This window comes from Streptomyces sp. NBRC 109706 (assembly GCF_000974485.1).
Lineage (GTDB): Bacteria > Actinomycetota > Actinomycetes > Streptomycetales > Streptomycetaceae > Streptomyces.
In genome coordinates, this window is the sequence record NZ_BBOM01000010.1 from 58,616 (window position 1) to 77,950 (window position 19,335).

Genomic DNA, 19,335 nt, shown 5'->3' on the forward strand with positions numbered 1-19,335 from the left:
CCAACACGTCGAGAACTGTCCCGTCCGGGTAGAAGCGAAAGACTTGTACGTCTGCGGCGAAGATCCCCTCGATCCGTCGGGAACGGCCACGATGGCGGGAGGTGGGTGGCATGGTTGCGGCGTCCTGGCCCTTCGGTCATTGGTTCTGGATCTGATGCAGAAAGCCATTGAGGCGGTCGAGTTCGGTGACGGTCTCCTTGTGCTTCTGTACCAGGACATCCAGGCCGCGGTCTGTCATTGAATCAGGCGGGTTCTGCATTTCTCGCTCAAGAGCGCGGCGGATATTGTTCAAACCGTTTCGGCCCTGGGTGAGGTCGGCAACATGGTCGAACGGCGTGCCGTCGGGGCGCACGGCGACTACCTCGCCACCCGCCTCTCTGCGCGCGGCGGAGTAGTGGTTGTGGCCCGGTTGCGAATTGATGGCACCGACCGGGTCTTCCAAGATGTTGTGCAGCTTCTGGATGGCGTTGTCGGCCGTGCTGCTGAGGCCGAGCCGTCGCATCGGGTGCGCCGACAGGCCGAGCGGATCGAGCCAGGTGAACGGGTTGACCGGGTAGCTATACGGGTTCGGTGACGGTTCCAGACCGAGCGGGTCGGGGCTGGTGTAGCGGCCGATGGCCGGGTCGTAGTGCCGGTGGAAGTTGTAGAACCAACCGGTTTCCTCGTCGGCGTACTGACCGGGGAATCGCAGCGGGGTGGACGACGTGTCGGCCGAGTCGAGGCGACTGTTGCCCCACAGGGTGGACGGCTGCCAGGCGAGGTGCGTTCGGGCGTCATCGCCGACGAGGTGCGTCGGGGTGCCGACGAGATCGGTGACGATCCCGAAGAAACGCCGATCGATCTCGTTCTGGTCCAAGCTGCGGGCCTCGTTCTGGGTGAGGGGGTGATTCCCGTCGTGGTCCCAAGTGAGGGTGATTTCCGCGCCGTCGGCCGTGGTGTTCGTCGTCTCGACAAGGGTGGTGCCGTGCCAGGAGAACATGGTGCGTTCCACGACGAGGCCGTCCGCGTCATGGCGCTCCTTGGCCACGCGTCGACCGAAGGGGTCGTAGAGGTAGGTCCACACGGTGCCGTCCGGTGTCTCTGTCCGGATCAGCCGGTCATCCGCGTCCCACGCGTACTGCCAGGTGCCGGGCTTCTTCGACAGGCGCGTGCGTTGCCGCTGAACGGTGCGCCCGGCTTCGTCGTACGCGTAGCGCACACGTCCGGCCCGCACGAGCGTGCCGTCGTGGTAGTGGCGTTCACCGGTCACATCGGTGTCGGCCAAACCCGTGGGCCACTGAGCGTCGGTTTGGTTGCCCAGGGCGTCATAGCCGTAGCTCTCCCGCTCGCCGGGACCGGTCAGCGCGAGTACGCGACCTATCGGGTCGAGGTCGAATCGGTGGTGTCCAGTGGCGAGGTCGTCGAGTTCGGTCAGGTTACCGTCGGACCGGTAGTGGTAGCCGCGGCTGGTCAGCATTTGCTCGCCGGGACCGACGACACTCTGCCGGGACAGGCGCCCGGCGGCATCCCAGTACCGGGTGAGCGTCATTTCGGAGGCCAGCGCGCGACTTGACTCGCGACCGGTGGCGTCGTACGTGAACTCGATTGGGTGCCCGCCGGAGACGAGGCGTAGCGGCCGCCCGGCCGCGTCGTAGGTCCACGTGCTGAGATGACCGCTGGGGGTGATGCGCTCCGACAACTTTCCGCGCGGGTCGTGGGTGAGAGTGAGAGTGAGGCCGTTGACAGTCTCGGAAAGCAACTCGCCGCAGGCGTTGTAGGAGCGGGTCAGCTCAACTCCGGGGCTGGTGGCGCGGATGACGCGGCCCTGGGAATCGCGGATGAAGGTGGTGACCTCCCCTCCGGAGGAGATCCGGCGGGTCAGCAGACCCTGGGCGTCGTATACACAATCCACGCTCTGCCCTGCGGCATTGACGCGGCGAGTGAGTTGGCCGGCGGCGTCGTGCTCGTACGTCGTGGTGCGACCACCGAAGTCGGTTTCCGTGTTCAACCAGCCGTTCGGCGCGTAGTCGTACCGCCAGGACTGGTCGAGCGGATTGGTGACCTGGACGAGTCGCAGTTCAGTGTCGCGTTCGAAGCTGTGGGTCGCGCCGTCCGGAGTGGTATGAGAGATGGGCAGGTCGAAGGGGCCGTAGGTGAACGAGGTGACCCTGCCGTCGCCGTCGGTATGGGTGAGGAGGTTGCCCTCCGGATCGCGCTCGTATGTCTCCGAGGTGCCAGTGGAGCTGCTGCGCCGCAACAGGTGCCCGTCGGTGGACCACTCGAAGCCGGTTTCCCCGACACGGGAGTCGAAGATCCACACTGGGCGGCCGAAGGAGTCCCGCGTGATCGTTGTGATACTGCCTGCGGGATCGATAGCCTCCCGTAGGAGTCCCGCAGCGTCTCGGCGTATCCGGGTCTCCTCACCGAGAGCGTCCGTTATGCCGGTTATGCCACCGTGGGCATCGTAGGCGTAGCGGGTGCGGCGTCCAGCCGCATCCAGAGCCGAGGTGCAGTTGCCGGCGGCGTCGTACTCGAACGACCAGGACGTGCCGTCCTCGTGGACGACGGCGGTAAGGCAGCCAAGCGCGTTGTACTCGCAAAACACGCGGTTGCCCAGGGGCAGAACGATGGTCGTGACGTTGTCGTCCTGGTCGTACTCATGGCGCCTGACGCGGCCGAGCGGATCGGTGATCGCGACCAGTCGATTGCTGTCGTCCCACTCCTGGTGCGTGGTGTGACCCGCTGGGTCGGTCGTGGAGACGAGTCGGTACCGGTCGTTGAGTTGGTAGACCGTACGGTGCCCGAGGGAGTTGATGGTCGTGGTGCGAAGGTGTTCCTCTTCGTAGACGTACCGGTATTCGAGGACTCGGTCGGTGCCTGTCGTGTGCACACAACGGCCGGCGCCGTCATAGGTGTAGGCGTACCAGGTGTCGTTGCGGTCCTGCCAGCGGATCATGCGGTGTTGATCGTCGTAGTCGAACGTGAGGGGCATCCCCGACGAGTCGAATACCTTGGCCAGGTTTCCCGCCACGTCGTACTCGAACGCGCGCAGCAGGGGCTGACCTGGTGCGGACAACAGAGAGAGGGCGGTGACGCGGCCGTTCTGCACTGCCACGCCAACCCGGTAACCACTGGAGTGGAGGACCTCCCGAGGCACCGCGGTCTCTTCGTCATAGAGGATATCGATGCGGTTGGCGTTGCGGTCGGTTATGGCGGTCAACGGGAGTTCCACGTTCGGCTGGCCGGACACCGGAGCGAAGTGGAGGGTGTGGCCACTGGCCGGCTGGTGGATCATGAAGTCGCCGCCTCCCTGACCGTCCCAACTCAGTCCCCAGCGAGGGCCGGTGACGGGAAGGACGGGGGTCTCCGGATCAGCCAGGGGTACCGGGTAGTGCAACCGCATGCCGTCGGCCGCGAAGAAGTCTGCTCCGAACTCGCCCAGCACGAGTCGCTGGTCGAGCGTGGAGGCCCAGGATGCGCCGAACCAGCGACCGTCGCGGTACGCGGAGAGATGCTCACGCTCCAGGAGCAGTGGGAGAACTCCCGGAAGTTGCACGTCCGTATGGCGTAGCGTCATCTCGCCAGTGGCTATGTCGATGGGGTCGCCCACCAGAACCTTACCGATTCCGCGAATCCCGTCCAGCTGCCACATCTGGCCCAGATTGCGGAGATTGCCGGCGTAGGCCCGAAGCCCGGTGCGGGCGGCGGAGAGCCCGCCGCGCAGTCCTCTGGCGAGCCCACCGAGGGTGGTGAGTCCTTTCATGCCGGGGATGCAGTCGAGTGCCGCGAACGCGACGTCAAGAAGTCCAGCTTCTCCTCTGGCGTATTTGATCAGCGTGTCCGTGAGGACGACGAGGGCTGCCGCCAGCACCACCCAGGCCAGCGGTCCGCCGATGATCATGACGACAATGCCGAGTACGGCAACGATGACCTTGCAGATCTCGACGAGAGTGTCCCAGTTGTCGGTCACCCACTTGATGGCCTTCTCCCACCAACGCCGGTTCTGGATACCGGCATCCGAGGCCGCGTCGACGTCACGAGCGCACTCCCGCGCCGCCTCCTCCCGCATCTCCTGGGCATCGAGGGCGAGTTGGCGCGCGGCTGACAGCCGCTCCTCCGCATCGTTCACCCGGGACCGCGCGGCACCCGCCGCAGCCTCGGCCGCCTGCTGATCGCGGGCGGCGGAACGCACATCGGCCTCGTCCGGCGGCTCGACGTCCTCCCGCTCCCCCTCGCGCTGAAGGCGTTCCGCCTCCTCACCGGCCCGGCCGACCCAGTCGGTGGCATCCCCTAACGCCGACTGCGCGGAGTTGAGATCCGCCTGCGCACTGACCGCACGATCCAACGCGCGATCCGCCATCCCCTGCGCCGTCTGGAGCTTCGGCCAGTATGTGTGCAACGCCTGAGCGCAGAGGGAGTAGCTTTCCTCCAACTTGGTCAGGTTGTCCGGCACCCCATCGAACTCGGTGCGGAAGGCGTCCGCCGAAAGCCCCGCCCAGTCCAGCACCGCACGCTCCGAGGCCAGACCCCGGATCTTGCCGAGCGCCTCGCCAACGTCATCGGCGAACTCCTGTAGGTCATCAGCCAGTTCCCGTACCTCGTCCGGATCGCCAGGGGTGGGGTCCCGGTCCATGTCCACCGGGCTCCAGTCGAACGCACGTACCACGACCTACCTCCAGACAAAGAGCTAAGATCATCATAGAAAGGGTGGGGACAGAGCGTCAAAGCCGACGAACGCACCGTCGCCGAGTTTTATTTGATGAGCTGTCGCTTGTTGCCGTCGGCCGCAGTGACCCCGCGTAGAGGGAACGTCGAGGTGCCGTTCCGTACGCTGCCGCATTCGAGGGCTACAACCCGCGTAGCCGGTAACGCCGAACTCACAGTTAGCCGCAGCGGAGCTGCCCGGGCCTGCCTTAGGGTCTGTCTGATGTTGTGATCACGAGGTGGGTTGCAGGCTGCGGATCCAGAGGAGTGCTGCGCGGAGTCCGAGGCCGATTGATAGTTGGCGGGGTCTTTGTCGTAGCGTGTGGCCAGGCCCGCCAGGGCGTGATCTTGTTGATGCCGCGTTCGACGGTGTTGCGCTCGCGATAGAGGCCGGGGCCACAGCTGACGGGGCGCCCGCCGCGTGATCCCTTCCTCCGGCGGTTCGCTGCCTGGTCCTTCGGCTCGGAAACCACGGCCTTGATTCCGCCTCTGCGCAGGTAGGTGCGGATGCGGCGAGAGGAATAGGTCTTGCCGCCGGCTACGACACCGGGCCAGGTCCGGACGACAGTCCCTCGCGCACCGCCCCCACCAGTGGGTGCCGTGGACCGTCCGGTGGTTGCAGCATGTGGCCGGCAGCCACGCCCACACGGGGAATGCGGGGGTCCGGGAGGCACAGATAAGGTTTGCTCTTCACTGCCGCCTCGGGAGGGTGTCCTCAAGATGCAACGCGTCGCGGTCCACACCCGGTTGAAGCCCGGCCGGGAGGAGGAGTACGACCGTGTCCACGCCACCATCCCACCCGAGCTGGCGACGCGGCTGCGCGCCGCCGGCGTTCGGAGCTGGCGTATCTGGCGCAGTGGGCGTGAACTCTTCCACGAGATCGAGGTGACCGACTACCGGGCGATGCGCCACGCGCTCGCCGACGATCCGGTCAACCTGGCCTGGCAGGCGCGGATGGCCGATCTCCTGGAGGTCGAGGACGACTACTCGGGCGAGGACGACGGCCTGCCGATGGTGTGGAGTCTGGAGTGACCCACCGTGGCCGACCGCGCCGGTGGCCTCCCGCTAGGGTCCCGCCCCGGTGACGGGGGCGCCTCCCTCGGTGACCGGGAGCGGTCGGCCGGCGCCCGGCGGGTAGATTCTGGCGCATGGGAACCAAGCGCGTCACGATCAACGATGTCGCCGCCGCGGCCGGCGTCTCGCGACAGACGGTGACGCGCGCGATGAACGCGATGGCGGAGATCACGCCGGCCACGCGCGAGAAGGTGCTCCGGGTCAGCGAGGAACTCGGCTACCGTCCCAGCCGGTTCGCGAGCAACCTGGCCCGCCAGAAGCATCACTCGCTGGGCCTGGTCGTCGGCACCCTTCGCAACCCCTACTACACGGACCTGGCGGCGGACGTCCTCGACGTGGCTGCCGCCGAGGGGTGGCAGATCCTGATGGCGACCAGTGAGGGTTCCTCCGGCCCCGAGGTCGTCGCCCGGTTGGCGCCCCAGGTCGATGCCATCGCGGGCTACTTCGAAGAGCCCGAGGAGTCGGTCGTCCGCGCCGCCCGCCGCGTGCCCGTCGTGTTGATCGAGCGCCCCACGACGATGCCGGGAGCGCACTCGGTCCTGCTCGACTTCCGCGAGGGCATGGCGCGACTCATCGACGACCTGCGCCGACAGGGCTCGCGCAGGTTCGCCATGATCGACTCGGAACGCACCGGGCCTCCCTACCGGCCCACCCCGCGCCGGGAGGTCTTCGAGGAGTTCGCCGGCCGCTCCGGGGTTCCCGTCGAGACGGCGCCCGAGACCATTGAGGGCGCGGCCCACGCCTTCGTGCGGCTGCGCGGTGTGGCGCCGGACGTCGACACGGTGATCGTCTTCAACGACCTCATGGCCATGGGCGCCCTCCAGAGTGCCCACGCCCTGGGGCTGGCCGTTCCCGACGACGTCAGGGTCGTCGGCATCGACGGACTCTCGCTGGGAGCGGTGACATATCCCCCTCTGACCTCGCTTTCGATCGACCGTCACGCCATCGCTGTCGCTGCCCTCGACATCGCCAGGCGATGCCTCTCCGACGAGTCCCCGGGTCAGATCACCCGGGTCGTCACCCCTCACCTGCTGCGGCGGGAGTCCGCGTAGCGACCCGGTGCGCCCCGTGGTGGCCCGGTCCTCGCCCACGGACGTGGGCCTGCCGGTCTGTTGGAATCTGTCGGAGTGAGTTGAGGACGGCGGGGCACGGCTGAGGTCGGGTCAGCCGCAGGGACGGAACACGTCGTACGGATCCCCGCCGCGTTCGGGCGCCCTGTCGGCGCTCGCCACCGCCTCCCCCGCGCCCTCGCGACAGCTCGCAATCGCTCGCGACGGCTCACCCCAGGATCCGCCTTCTGGTGGTTTTTGTTCAATCTCTTGACATCGACACCGGGCTTCGTGAACATTCACGGGAATGTTCACGGACACGGAGGCGGACAGTCCCATGAGGGCCCAGGAGACAGCGGGACGGGTCGTGTCGGCGACCCGGTGGGGTGATCTCGGCCGCATCGCGCCGACCGCGCCTCCGGACGGCGCGCCTCGCCGGTGGCACCGACGACCGACCTCACCGGGTGGCACCGGTTCGACGTCCACCACCGGAAGGAGGCCGACATGACATCGCCGTCTCGGGCCGGCAGGCGGCTGGCGGCGCTGTGCGTCACGGGAGTCCTGGTGACGAGCGCCTGCACGGGCGGCGGCAGCTCCGGCGCGGAAGGCCCGGTGACCATCTCGTTCCGGGGCTGGGTGCCCGGAATCGAGCGTGCCGTCGACCTGTGGAACGCCCAACGCTCCGACATCCGGGTGGACTTCACCCGGATCGCCAGTGCGGACATCGCCAACATGCCGTCCCAGATCGACACCGGGACCGCGCCGGACATCGCCCAGCTGCAGGTCCACGCGCTGCCGGACTACGTCATCGACGGACGGGCCCAGGACCTCACCGAGTACCTCGGTGAGGACGAGGACCTCTACTCCGAGGCCGCCTGGGCGGGGGTCGTCTTCCGGGAACGCGTGTACGCGGTGCCGCAGGACGCCGCGCCCGTGGCGTTGATGTACCGCCGGGACATCTTCGAGGAGTACGGCATCGAGGTACCGCGGACCTGGGACGCGTATGCGGCGGCGGCAGAGGAGTTGCACGCGGCGAACCCCGACGTCTACCTCGCACACTTCTCCCCCAACGAGCCGTCCTTCTGGTACGGAGACCAGATCCAGAGCGGCGGCTCCTGGTACGGCATCGACGATGACGCCTGGACCGTCGAGATGGACAACGCCGAGACCCAACCGGTCGCGGAGCGCTGGCAGTACCTGCTGGAGAACGATCTGATCAAGGTCGAGCAGATGTGGACCCCCCAGTTCTGGGCCAACGTGAACAACGGCACGATCGCGTCCATCAACTACGCGGCGTGGTTCCCGGTGCTGCTGGAGGAGAACGCCCCGGCCCTGGCCGGCAAATGGGCCGTGGTGCCAAGCCCGTCGGACGACGGCGAGGGGCCCTACGGGGAGCTGGGCGGGTCGGTGAACATCGTCACCAGGACAGCCGACCATCCGGAGGAGGCCGCGGAGTTCCTCCGCTGGTTGAACGGTTCCCCGGAGTCCTTGGAGATCCTCATCCGGGACGGCGGGCTCTTCCCCGCGGCCGTCGCCGGTTTCGACTCCCCCGCGCTGAACGAGCCACGGGAGTTCTGGGGCGGGCAGAACATCGCCGAGCCCTTCGTCGAGTCCGCCGCGAACCCGTCGCGCACCGCCGTGGAGGGGCCCGCCTACGACCTGGCGCTCTCCGCGCTCGGCGACGAGTTCAACAGGGTGGCGAACGGCCAGATCACCTTCGCCTCGGCCCTGTCCAACGCGGCGGCCGAGACGCGGGAGATCATCGAGTCGACGGGGTTGACGGTCAGATGACTTCCTTCACCTCCGCCAGGAAGGCGGCCGGACCTCCCCGGCGCCGCAACCGGGGCAGGGCACGCAGCGCGCCGTACCTGTTCGTGGCCCCCTTCGTCGCGCTGTTCCTGGCGTTCCTGGTGGCGCCGACGCTCTACGCGATCGTCAGCAGCTTCTTCGGTATGCGACGCTCGGGCCTGGGCCTGGACGGCGAAGGGCCCTCGCTCGAATTCGTGGGTTTCGACAACTTCCGTGCTGCTCTGGGGGACTCCGAGTTCCTCGCCGGGTTCGGCCGCGTCTTCCTGTTCGGAATCGTTCAGGTGCCCGTCATGCTCGGTCTCGCGTTGGTGTTCGCGCTTCTCATCGACTCCGCCCTCGTGCGGTTCAAGAAGTCCGTCCAGCTGGTGATCTTCCTGCCGTACGCGATTCCCGGCGTCGTCGCGGCCCTCCTCTGGGGGTTCCTGTACCAGCCCGGGGTGAGTCCCGTGGTGGGCTTCCTGGAATCCGTCGGCGTCCAGGCGGACTTCCTGGCTCCCGGAACCGTCCTCTGGTCGATCGCGAACGTGACGACCTGGAGCTATATCGGCGTCAACATGGTCATCCTGTTCGCCGCGCTCCAGGCCATCCCGACGGACGTGTACGAGGCGGCGCGGCTGGACGGAGCGGGCGGGCTGCGGATCGCGCTGGGCATCAAACTGCCCCTGATCCTGCCGACGCTCCTCCTGACCTGCCTCATGTCGATCATCGGGACGCTGCAACTCTTCAACGAGCCCGAGGTGTTGCGCAGCCTCACCTCCAACGTCTCGTCCGACTTCACGCCGAACATGGCGATCCTGGAGGTCACCACGATGGGGAACAACCGCAACCTCGGGGCTGCGATGGCCATCGTCCTGGCCGTGGTGAGCCTGGTCCTGTCGCTCGCCGTGTCCCGGTTCGACCGCAGCAAGGAGAGCCCGAAGCGATGAGCGGTACGACAGCAACGGTGCGCGGCGGGCGCCGGCGGGCACGCGAAGGATCGTCCTGGTGGGCGCGGACCCTCTCCCGGGTGATGGTGACCGCCGCCGTCGTCTATTTCGTCGGGCCCGTGGCCTGGCTGTTCATCGCCTCGACCAAGTCGGCCGGCGACCTCTACTCGACGCCGGGGTTCGCGTTCGCCGACTGGCGGCTGTGGGAGAACATCGAGGCGCTGTTCGCGTACCGGTCGGGGATCTTCTCGCGCTGGCTCCTCAACTCCCTGGTCTACTCCGTGTTCGGCGCCTTGCTGACCGTCCTCGTCTGCGCCCTGTGCGGTTATGCCCTCGCCCTGTACGAGTTCCGTGGACGAAGGCTCCTCATGGGGGCGCTGCTGGCCAGCCTGCTGATCCCGGCCACGGTGGTCGCCCAGCCGATCTTCCTGCTCCTGGTGTGGCTCGGGCTGAACAACACCATGGCGGGCGTCGTCCTGCCCTCGCTCGTCTATCCGTTCGGCGTCATGTTGTGCTACGTGACGGCCAGGGCGTCGGTCCCGGACGAGATCGTCGAGGCCGCCCGGCTCGACGGGGCGGGCGAGTTCCGGATCTTCTTCACCATCGCGGTGCACCTGATGCGGACGGGGCTGACGACCGTGCTCCTGTTCGCCTTCACCGCGAGCTGGAACTCGTTCCTGCTGCCGCTGCTGGTCCTGGACGACGAGCGGCTGTTCCCGGTGACCCTCGGTCTGGTCGACTGGTCGCAGCAGTCGGCCTCGGTGGCCCAACTCGGCACGCTGACCATCGTCGGCGCCTTCGTCTCCGTGTTCCCGGTGGTGCTGGTCTTCGTCCTGCTGCAACGCTACTGGCGGTCCGGGGTGTCGGCGGGCAGCCTCAAGATGTAGCGGGGACGAGGGCGACGGCGGGGCGGGGCGTGCCCGGGGCGGTCGCCCCCGGCACGCCCGGGCCGTTCAGGACGCCTGGTCGGGACTGGTGCCGAACGGCCGGTCGTACAGCTCCAGTTCGCGGATCGACGCGTAGCTCCCCGCCCGCAGCGAGGTGACGGTGACCCGGACGTACCGGGCGTCGGCCGTGAAGGTGTGGGCCCGCACCCGCGCGGTGTCCGTCGACCCGGTGAGGTCGGCGAGCGTCGACCAGGTGGTGTTGTCGGTCGAACCCTCCACGCGGTAGCGGTAGTTCACCTCGTCCTTCTCCCAGACCAGGCGCGTTCCGGTCAGTGACCTGGTGGCGCCGAGGTCCACGGTCAGCCACTCCCCGGTGGCGCCGGTCGCGGCGCACCAGCGGGTGGCCGTGGAGCCGTCGACCGCGTTGCCGGCCGTGTTGCCGTGGTTGGTCTCCTCGCTGCTGGCGGTGGCCGTGGCCCCGACGGCGATGTCGGCGGGGACGACCGACCGGTCGAGGGTCACCCCGAACACGGTGTCCTCGGGGTGCCGCTCCCGGTCGATCCCGGTGACGGTGACCCGGGCGTCGCCGTCCACGCTGTGGGCCAACTCCTGCCCGGTGGCCACGTCGAACACCCGCCGCACCACGCCGTCGCCGACCGAAGGCGTGGTGAAGCCTGTTCCCGAGTAGCCGGGCAGCAGGTGCACATAGAAGGTGTCGTCCCGGTGGGTGAAGCCGTACCGGCCGTCCGTCGGGTTCCACGGCCCGCCGCGCGTGCCGTACACGGCGTCCCCGTAGGTGTCCAGGAACGCGCCGATGGCGCGGACGGCGTCCGCCTGGTCGGAGGGGATCGTCCCGGTCCGGTCGGGGCCGACGTTCACCAGGCAGGTGATGTCCCGGACCCAGGCGTTCACCAGGATGTTCATGGCCGTGCCGTAGGGCATCACGGGCTGTCCGGCGCGGTAGCCCCAACTGCCGCAGATCGTGAAGCACTTCTCCGCCAGGTGCCCGGTCCTGATGGCCCCTGTCGGAACGGATGGACCCTCTTCGTTGTCGTAGTCCCCGATCCAGCCGGAGCGCAGGTTGGCGACGACGTCGGGCTGGTGGTGGCGCACCAGTCCGCTGATTCCGAAGGGTTGTCCGGTCGCGGGGTCGGTCTCGCTGTAGGCGTCGTCCACGGGCCACTCGTTGGCGGCGTCGCGATGGGCGCCGGGCTCCCAGAAGAAGGCCGCGTCGGCGTCGGAACCCTGCTGTCCCAGCCAGCCGCCGTCGTAGAAGATGTCGTCGATGACGCCGTAGCGGGTCACCAGCTCCCTGATCTGCTGGTAGACCTCGTTCTTCATGATCCGCGCGTTCTCCTTGTGCGCCGGATCGGTCTGGTAACCCCAGCGGTTGGGAAGGCAGTTGGTTCCGGTCACGTCGTAGTAGCCGGGGTAGCGCCAGCTCATCGGGGAGTAGTAGAGGCCCACCCGGAGTCCGGCGGCGCGGACGGCGTCCACGTAGGGGGTGACAAGGTCGCGCTCCAGGGGCGCCTGGCCGGCGTGCCAGGCGTTCTCGTGGTCGCTGGGGAAGAGGGAGAACCCGTCGTGGTGGCGGGTGGTCAGCACGGTGTAGCGGGCGCCCATCTCGGTGGCGAGGGCGGCCCAGGCGGCAGGGTCGTAGGACTCGGCGGTGAACTGCTGATCGCCCTCCTCGGTCAGATAGCGCCGGTAGTCCTCGGGGGGCACGGCGTCGTTCTCCATGTGCCACTCGCCCTTGGCGGGGCCCGAATAGACGCCCCAGTGGATGAACATCCCCAGCTTGGCGTCCCGGAGCCAGCCGAGCTTCTCCTCCGGCTGCTGCGTCACACCCTGGTCCGTCTCGGGGACGCGGGGTGGCGGGACGGGCAGCGGCAGTGGCGCGGCGTGCGCGGGCGTGGCCGGCGCGTGGAGGGTCACGGCGGCGGCGGTCATGGCGGCCATGCCCGTGAGCACTCCGCGCCGGCTGAGGTGATGCGACATCACTGGTCTCCTCTCTCCCCCTCTCCAACAAAACCAAACATGGAGAAGGTGGGGACGGGATGGGATACAGAGGAACACACGCCTCAAGGAAGGGCGCATGGACATGGGATGCATTAGGAGGGTGCCAGCCGGCCCGTGTCCAGATGTGTGCGTGGTTTACGCAAACTTTCGCCCTGCAGGACTGGTTCGAGATGCCCTTCATCCAATGCCTGGAGCAAGATCGGGACAAACCGAGGGGGAGTCCGTTCGGTCGAGACGGTTGACGGGCCCCCGTCACCGCCCTAATCTCCACCGGAAAGACACTCGATCAAACATTTAACGACGGGAGGCCGACGCCTCCCCCGCTCCCGAGCCGCGTCCCCCGTTCTGGTCGAGCGCCCCCAGCACCCCCACACCCGGGCCGGAGGTCCGCTTCCGGTCCCCTCCGAAAGGACCTCGATGTCTCGTCGCGTCCTGACCATCCTGGTGGCGGCCGTCACCGGCCTGTGCGCCATGCTTCTGGCCGGACCACCGGCCCACGCCGCCCCCGTGACGGTCGTCAGCGGAACACAGTTCACCGACACCTCGGGCGCCCTCGTGCACGCGCACGGCGGCGGCGTGCTCCAGGTCGGCGACTACTACTACCTGTTCGGCGAGAACCGCCACGACGACAACACCTTCAGGGCCTTCTCCGTCTACCGCTCGACGGACCTGCGCGACTGGGAGTTCAGGAACGACGTCCTGACCCAGGCCAGCGACCCTGAGTTGGAGCTGTCCAACATCGAACGGCCCAAGGTCGTCTACAACGACTCCACGGGACAGTTCGTCATGTGGATGCACAAGGAGAACGGCACCGACTACACCGAGGCCCGCGCCGCCGTCGCCGTATCCGACACCGTCGACGGCGACTACGAGTGGCGGGGCAGCTTCCGGCCGCCGAGCGGCACCACCTCACGGGACCAGACCGTCTTTGTCGACGACGACGGCACCGCCTACCAGGCGACCTCGACGGAGGGCAACGCCGACCTGCACATCTACCGACTGACCGACGACTACCTCGGCTACGACACCCTCGTCGCGAACCCGTGGTCCGGTACCTTCCGCGAGGCTCCCGCCCTCTTCCGGCGGGACGGCGTCTACTTCATGCTGACGTCGGCGAACAGCGGTTGGGAACCCAACCAGCAGCGCTACGCGACCGCGCCGTCGATCGAGGGCCCCTGGACCCCGATGGCGGACGTGGGAGACGCGACCGGCTACGGCTCCCAGACCACGTTCGTCCTGCCGGTGCACGGCACCGAGGGCACCTCGTACCTCTACCTCGGCGACCGCTGGGGGAACTCCTTCGGAGGCACCGTCAACGACTCCCGTTACGTATGGCTGCCGTTGGGCTTCCCGACCAGAACCACGCTCAACCTGCCGTGGTACCCCGAAACCGTCATCGACACGGAGGCCGGCACCGTCACGGGCAGCGGCGGCGGCCCCTACCACACCCTGGTCGCCGGGCACAGCGGACGATGCGTGGACGTCGCCGACAACTCGTCAGCCGAGGACGCCTCGGTGGTGCAGTACGCGTGCAACGGCGGCCTCAACCAGCGGTGGCGGCTGGCGGACGCCGGCGAGGGACGCGTGCGGATCATGGCGCAGCACAGCGGCAAGTGCCTCGACGTCGCCGACGGGTCGTCCGCCGACGGGCAGCGCGTCATCCAGTACTCCTGCGGCACCGGCGACAACCAGCTGTGGCGCGTCGAGGACCGGCCCGACGGACTGAAGCGGCTGGTGGCGCAGCACAGCGGCAAGTGCCTGTCGGTGTCGGATGGTTCGGCCGAGAACGGCGCCGAACTCGTCCAGCAGACCTGCGGGAACGACGGCGCACAGGGATTCGAACTGCGCGCCATGGAGTGATACCACGTCAGCCTCCGGACACCCACCTCCCCTCGGTCGGGTGCCGGTACCAGTCCGCACTCGTTCTCCACGGCCTGGAAGGCTTCCTCGATCACCCAGCGGGTCCCGGCGATGCCGACGGGTGCGTGGGCGAGGCAGTACTCGATCTCATCGGACCTGGCCGCCGCACCGGGCCGACACCCGCCGCTGGTGGCGAACTCCCGCTCGTCCGGGATCTTCGCCGCCCCGCGGCGGTCCCGGCCGGAGGTCCAGGATGGGGCGGGTACAACTCCCCCCGCACAACCAGATTCACTGTCGTAGAAGTCGAAACGGCCGGTTTCGTTGGTAAATACCCCGCCCAGCACTCCCAAGGCACATGACGATCGTGGGTCCGCTCCCTGCTCCAGCGCTGACCCACCCTCCTCTCCTTCGGGGCTCTCTCCGGATCAGTCGAACAGCGCATCCAACCTGTCCTCGCCCGCCATGATCCGCCAGGCCGGCACCCGCAGCGTCCGACTCACCTCGCACGCCTTCGCCCCGTGGCCGCCAGACGGCAGCCCGGTGAGCAGGTTCTCGCGGGCGTGCGCCAGCCGCAGGTGCCGGGCCGGATCCTGGCCGGGGCGCGGGCCCGAATCGATCAGCACTGCTGTGTTCTCCCCGTCCGTGGTGAACACCAGGTCCACCGGGTGGCCGCCGACGACGGCCGCGCGCTCGAGATCGGTGACCCCGCGCCTTTCGAGGTACTGCTGAAACCGGTCGGCGAGTTCCTCACGGAACGCACCCGCCACACTCCCGGCGTGCACGGCCCCGGGCGCCCCACCAGTAAGGCCGCTTTCCGCTTCCTGGCCGAAGGCACCCGCCCCCGCCCCCAGCAGGACCGAGCGTCCGGCGAGGATCGCGGGAAGACCGCTCTGCCCCTGCCAGAACGCGTGGCTGCCCACGGTGATCAGCTGCGACTTGGCCCGGGTGATCGCCACGTTCCACAGGTTGACCTGGCTCGCCACCCAGTGCGTCGTCCTGGGCGGGGTGTTGAGCGTGGCCACCGGACTCAGCACCATCACGTCGCGCTGGCCGCCCTGGAAAGCGTGCACCGTCCCGACCCGCACCCGCTTGTCGTCGGGCCACATCCGAGCCAGGGCCACCGCCTGCGCCTTGAACGGCGTCACCACACCCACCTTGGCGTCCCGCGGCAGCCGCGCGAGCAGTTGGTCCACCACCCGCCGCGTGGCGGCAGCCTCGGCGTCGTTGCGCCAGGACCGATCGCCGCTGCCCCGCGCGGACAAGCCGCCCGGCACGTCGACCCAGCCCAGTACGGGCGCCGGTTCGGCCGTGCCCACCGGGTCGAGCGCGGGGACCTGCCGCCGCACGTCGGTGAGTACCCGCAACTGCCCTGCGTAGCAGTAGCCGTTGACGACATCGGCGATCTCCGGGTGGCACCGGTAGTGCTCGTCGAGCAGCAGCGCGGTGTCGCCGTGCTGCGCGGCCGCGTGGTACGCCGAGTGGACGTGGTAGGTGAGCCGGTGGTCCTCCAGTTGTGCCGCGCTCAGCCCGGCCCGGATCCGCGCCTGACGTTCCTGCTCCGGCGCGATGGTGGCGATGTGGTCGAGCTGCATGGGGTCACCGATGATCAGCGCCCGTCGAGCTCGGAACAGCAAGGGCAGCACCGACGGGATGGAGCACTGGCTGGCCTCGTCGATGACGACCAGGTCGAACAGCTTCGGCACCAGTTCCAACTGCCCCACGGAGTGGGTGCTGATCGCCCATCCCCTGATGTGCGCCATCAGGTTCCGCTGGCTCTTGCGCTTACCTGAACGTTCTCCTCGCAGCGCCTGAACCCGCTGCCCCATCAGCCCGCGCGCCCGCGCGAGGGTTTCCGCCGAGATCGCCCGGGACAGTTCCGTGGACAACTCCGACAGGGCACCGGCCGTCTCCAGCCGCGACTTCTTGAGCTCTTCCTCGTCCCAGTCGCCGTGCTCATGGACGAGTGCGCGCAGCTGGCGCTCCACGGCCACCACGTCCGCCAGGCTCTCCAACGTCTCAGGAGGCACGGGCCGCTCGTCCGCCCATCCGGGCCACGGCGGGCCGTCGCTCGTCGACGCGCAGCCGGACCGGAGCAGCGCGGCCAGCGCCCGCGCCCGGCGCCAACGGCCGAACCGCCAGGACGGTGCCCCGGCCGCGTTCCGGGCCCTGCTCTCCCAGCGCCGCAGCGCGGCCGTTCCGCTCCCCGTCGCCCAGGCACCTTCCAGCAGCGGCAGCGGCAGCTCAAGCGCGCCCGCCCGTTCCTCACGCTCCTGAAGCAGGTCCAGCAGCCGCACCTCCTCGCCGACCCGGCCCCCCGCCTCAGCCCGCTGTCGGGAGGCCAGCGCCCGGGTGTTGCGCAGCGCTCCGCCCACCGTGGCGGAGTTCCGCCGCTGTTGCTCCACGGGCTCGTCGAGCAGTCGATCCAGCTTGGCCGCCTCCAGCTGCTGCTTCTCGACGTTGCCCGTCCGCATCAGCAGCCCCGGCGCCACGTTGTCGCAGCGCTCGGCGACGACGTCCACCGCCTCGTTGTTGGTCGAGGCGACCAGCACGGACTGTCCCGCGGCGGCGCAGGTGGTGACCACGGCCGTGACCACCTCGCTCTTGCCCGTCCCCGGCGGCCCGGTGGCCACCGTCAGCGTCCGTGACATCGCCGAGGAGACCACCAGTTCCTGACTCTCGTTGCACGGCCCCGACGCCACCAGAACGGCCCTCGGGTCCGCCTCCGCTTCACCGCCGCTCAGCAACGCGTCCATCGCGGTGCCGGGAATCTGCCCGGTCCGCGTCGACATCTGCAGCAGGTTGTCCACCAGTGCCTGCGTGAAGTTGGTCTCGGCACTCGACGGTGTCAGCAGCACGGCGGCGTTGTGCGCCCCGGTCCGGAGCGTCTGCGCCACGGTCCGCTCGCTGAGCGCGGACGGGTCCAGCGGCTCAAGCTCCGGCAGCCCCAGCTCCTCCAACAACTGTCGTACGGCTCGCAGCATTTGGGCGTCGTTGCCCTCCTGCCAGGTCGGCTGCCAACTCGCGAGGAGGTCGGCCGCGTCCTCCTCGTCGAGCAGTTCCGAGACCACGCCGGCGTGCGGAACCGGCACCCCGGTCGGCCGGAGCACGTCCCGGCCGTCCTCGTCGGGCGCGAGTTCCATCTGCTGGATCAGCAGAGGCGCGATCCGCACGGCCCCACGACGTCCCTGACCGCCTCCCTCGGACCTGGGAAGCGTGACAGCCGGATACCCGTACCAGTACACGTGCTGAGTTCCGCCGTTGGCGTCCGCGCTGTCGCGCCTGGGCCGTGGTCGGGGGAGGCGGCCGGGGGCGGGGAAAGTCGAGCCCCGCCCCGACTGGATGATCTCCTCCCCACCGCCCAACAGGAAGTAGCCCTTCTCCCTTTCGCGGTCACGGTCGGGCAGCATACCGGCGGCCGCTTCGGCCGTCAGGCAGTGCACGTAGTAGCGCAGCAGCCACTCCCAGTCCACGCCGTTTCGCGCGTCCAGCGCCGCCAGCTCCCGCGCCTTCCGCAAGGTGGGGGAGGATCGCACCGCCTCCCGCGCGTCGCTGTTCGGTAGCACTGGCAGGTGTACGGGACGTGCCACCGACCGTGCGAAGTAGAGGATCTGCGTGGCCCGGAACGTGGACTTGGTGGGCCGTTGCTCCTCAGGGACGCCCTTGCGCACCATCTGCGCCGTCAGATACTCGAACAGGTCGTCCGGGGAGATCCACCCACCTCCCTTGATGTGCCCGTTGCGCAACCCCTCTACGATCTCGCCGGTGAACCGCGAGGTACCGAGCGTGGATCCGGGCGGCGCCATCGCGGAAGCGGACTGCAACGCGTCGGAGGCGGTGATGAAGTACACGCCGGTCGGTCGCAACAGCGTGCTGCCCGTGGGTGGCTGGTCGGCGTCGCCCGCGGCCCCCTTGGCTGTCCACCCCTGGACGACGGAGCCGCTGGAGCAGCAGTCCAGAAGCACGATTTTCGCAGAGGCGCGGCAGGCCGTCAGCATCCGCTCAAGGAAATCCGACGGCACCGCCGTGCTCGGCAGGTCGTTGGGGTCGGTGTCACGGGTGAGGAAGTACAGCTGGTTGTCGTCCTGGCAGAACTCCCCGTGCCCGCTGAAGTACAGCAAGGCGGTCTCGCTCGGCTGCCGTTCCGCCAGGAACGTCTCGATGGCGTGCAGCATCTCCGCGCGGGTCGGCTCGGCGACCATCGCGCAGTCGTTGTACAGGCCGATCTCGGTGTTCTCCAGCACCGCCCGCATGTAGTGCAGGTCGGCACGGACCGGCGGCAGATCGTGATATCTGTCGCTGTCGTACGTGGAGACGCCGATGAGCATGGCGTACCGGTCGTTGTCGGTCATGTGCCCTCAGCCCGCCGCCGATCCGTTGCCCGTGCCGTTGCCGTTCATGTCGTCGCTGCCTCCGTCGTCGCCGTCGGTGGCGCCGCCCGCGAGGAACCGCTCGATCCGCGTGTCGTCCTCGCGAGCCTCCCTCCCGGTGATCCGGAGGGTCACGCCATCGGGCCGCTCCACGACGATCGTCCGCTGCGGTACCCGGGACAGCCACAGCTGCACTCCGGCCACGGCCAGCGAGGCCGCACTGATCAGTACCCCGATGGTCTCGACGGACAGCCCGCCCTTGTCCGTGCCGCCGGGCGTACCACGAGGGGGGATGTCCAGGGCCGCGCCGGGGTCGGCGCCGGCAACCTCCGCGAGGAGTTCGCGTGCGTCCTTGCGCGCGCGCAGCGGATCGTCGTCGACGACTGAGATCCGGCACCCGGTCGGGTCGTTGAGCATGGTCGTCACTGTGCTTCCCTCGGCCATAGGCGGTCTGGGCAAGTCGCGCGACCGCACAGTTACACGAGGTTAGTGGGCGGCTCGGACAATGGTGAGGCCGTCGCCGAAAAGACACTGCTCGTTGGCGCGAAAGCCGTCGGTCGGTGACGGCCACGCGCCCCTCACCATCGCGGGCGCTGCTCCGGCGCCGAGACGCGGATCGTTCGCCCTGGGTGACGATCCGGGCCCCGCGATCAACTGAATG

At 68.7% G+C, this 19,335-nt stretch carries 10 protein-coding genes and 1 pseudogene; 6 read left to right on the forward strand and 5 right to left on the reverse strand.

Annotated features, from left to right (window positions below; all coding sequences use genetic code 11):
- Positions 1 to 136 precede the first annotated feature (136 nt).
- Together AOM46_RS22595 and AOM46_RS35560 are read right to left on the reverse strand one after the other, a co-directional pair.
- Positions 137 to 4,645 (reverse strand): polymorphic toxin type 28 domain-containing protein, encoded by a 4,509-nt coding sequence (locus AOM46_RS22595; RefSeq protein WP_062214456.1) that lies wholly within the window; start codon positions 4,643 to 4,645, stop codon positions 137 to 139.
- 270 nt (positions 4,646 to 4,915) lie between these two features.
- A pseudogene (locus AOM46_RS35560) lies at positions 4,916 to 5,243 on the reverse strand (IS5/IS1182 family transposase); the annotation flags it as partial.
- Positions 5,244 to 5,403: 160 nt separating this feature from the next.
- On the opposite strand from AOM46_RS35560, the gene AOM46_RS22600 reads away from it, so the two are divergent.
- From AOM46_RS22600 to AOM46_RS22620, 5 genes are all read left to right on the forward strand, one after another.
- Positions 5,404 to 5,715, forward strand: coding sequence for an L-rhamnose mutarotase (locus AOM46_RS22600; RefSeq protein WP_062214457.1), 312 nt, complete (start codon positions 5,404 to 5,406; stop codon positions 5,713 to 5,715).
- A 116-nt stretch (positions 5,716 to 5,831) separates the two neighbouring features.
- Complete coding sequence (locus AOM46_RS22605) at positions 5,832 to 6,809, forward strand: LacI family DNA-binding transcriptional regulator (protein ID WP_062214458.1); 978 nt, start codon at positions 5,832 to 5,834, stop codon at positions 6,807 to 6,809.
- Between the two features lie 501 nt (positions 6,810 to 7,310).
- Positions 7,311 to 8,597 (forward strand): ABC transporter substrate-binding protein, encoded by a 1,287-nt coding sequence (locus AOM46_RS22610; protein ID WP_158920555.1) that lies wholly within the window; start codon positions 7,311 to 7,313, stop codon positions 8,595 to 8,597.
- Positions 8,594 to 9,541: a carbohydrate ABC transporter permease gene (locus tag AOM46_RS22615; RefSeq protein WP_062214460.1), complete on the forward strand. Its 948-nt coding sequence runs from the start codon at positions 8,594 to 8,596 to the stop codon at positions 9,539 to 9,541. The genes AOM46_RS22610 and AOM46_RS22615 overlap by 4 nt, the downstream gene beginning before the upstream one ends.
- Complete coding sequence (locus tag AOM46_RS22620) at positions 9,538 to 10,428, forward strand: carbohydrate ABC transporter permease (protein ID WP_062214461.1); 891 nt, start codon at positions 9,538 to 9,540, stop codon at positions 10,426 to 10,428. The genes AOM46_RS22615 and AOM46_RS22620 overlap by 4 nt, the downstream gene beginning before the upstream one ends.
- 66 nt (positions 10,429 to 10,494) lie before the next feature.
- On the opposite strand, the gene AOM46_RS22625 is transcribed toward AOM46_RS22620, so the two are convergent.
- Positions 10,495 to 12,426 (reverse strand): alpha-L-fucosidase, encoded by a 1,932-nt coding sequence (locus tag AOM46_RS22625; RefSeq protein WP_062214462.1) that lies wholly within the window; start codon positions 12,424 to 12,426, stop codon positions 10,495 to 10,497.
- Positions 12,427 to 12,864: 438 nt separating this feature from the next.
- Between AOM46_RS22625 and AOM46_RS22630 the strand changes: the two genes are divergently transcribed.
- Positions 12,865 to 14,307: an RICIN domain-containing protein gene (locus AOM46_RS22630; protein WP_107080153.1), complete on the forward strand. Its 1,443-nt coding sequence runs from the start codon at positions 12,865 to 12,867 to the stop codon at positions 14,305 to 14,307.
- Between the two features lie 425 nt (positions 14,308 to 14,732).
- Here the strand turns inward: AOM46_RS22630 and AOM46_RS22635 are convergent, their stop codons facing one another.
- Together AOM46_RS22635 and AOM46_RS22640 are read right to left on the reverse strand one after the other, a co-directional pair.
- Complete coding sequence (locus AOM46_RS22635; RefSeq protein ID WP_062214463.1) at positions 14,733 to 18,656, reverse strand: AAA domain-containing protein; 3,924 nt, start codon at positions 18,654 to 18,656, stop codon at positions 14,733 to 14,735.
- 6 nt (positions 18,657 to 18,662) lie between these two features.
- Positions 18,663 to 19,091, reverse strand: coding sequence for a hypothetical protein (locus AOM46_RS22640; RefSeq protein ID WP_062215127.1), 429 nt, complete (start codon positions 19,089 to 19,091; stop codon positions 18,663 to 18,665).
- Between the last annotated feature and the right edge of the window lie 244 nt (positions 19,092 to 19,335).

Excerpts from the sequence above, each read along its gene's own strand:
- AOM46_RS22620 (WP_062214461.1), top strand. The coding sequence starts at position 9,538 with ATGAGCGGTACGACAGCAACGGTGCGCGGCGGGCGCCGGCGGGCACGC.
- AOM46_RS22605 (WP_062214458.1), top strand. The coding sequence starts at position 5,832 with ATGGGAACCAAGCGCGTCACGATCAACGATGTCGCCGCCGCGGCCGGC.
- AOM46_RS22635 (WP_062214463.1), bottom strand. The coding sequence starts at position 18,656 with ATGACCGACAACGACCGGTACGCCATGCTCATCGGCGTCTCCACGTAC.
- AOM46_RS22600 (WP_062214457.1), top strand. The coding sequence starts at position 5,404 with ATGCAACGCGTCGCGGTCCACACCCGGTTGAAGCCCGGCCGGGAGGAG.
- AOM46_RS22615 (WP_062214460.1), top strand. The coding sequence starts at position 8,594 with ATGACTTCCTTCACCTCCGCCAGGAAGGCGGCCGGACCTCCCCGGCGC.
- AOM46_RS22625 (WP_062214462.1), bottom strand. The coding sequence starts at position 12,426 with ATGTCGCATCACCTCAGCCGGCGCGGAGTGCTCACGGGCATGGCCGCC.
- AOM46_RS22640 (WP_062215127.1), bottom strand. The coding sequence starts at position 19,091 with ATGCTCAACGACCCGACCGGGTGCCGGATCTCAGTCGTCGACGACGAT.
- AOM46_RS22610 (WP_158920555.1), top strand. The coding sequence starts at position 7,311 with ATGACATCGCCGTCTCGGGCCGGCAGGCGGCTGGCGGCGCTGTGCGTC.
- AOM46_RS22630 (WP_107080153.1), top strand. The coding sequence starts at position 12,865 with ATGTCTCGTCGCGTCCTGACCATCCTGGTGGCGGCCGTCACCGGCCTG.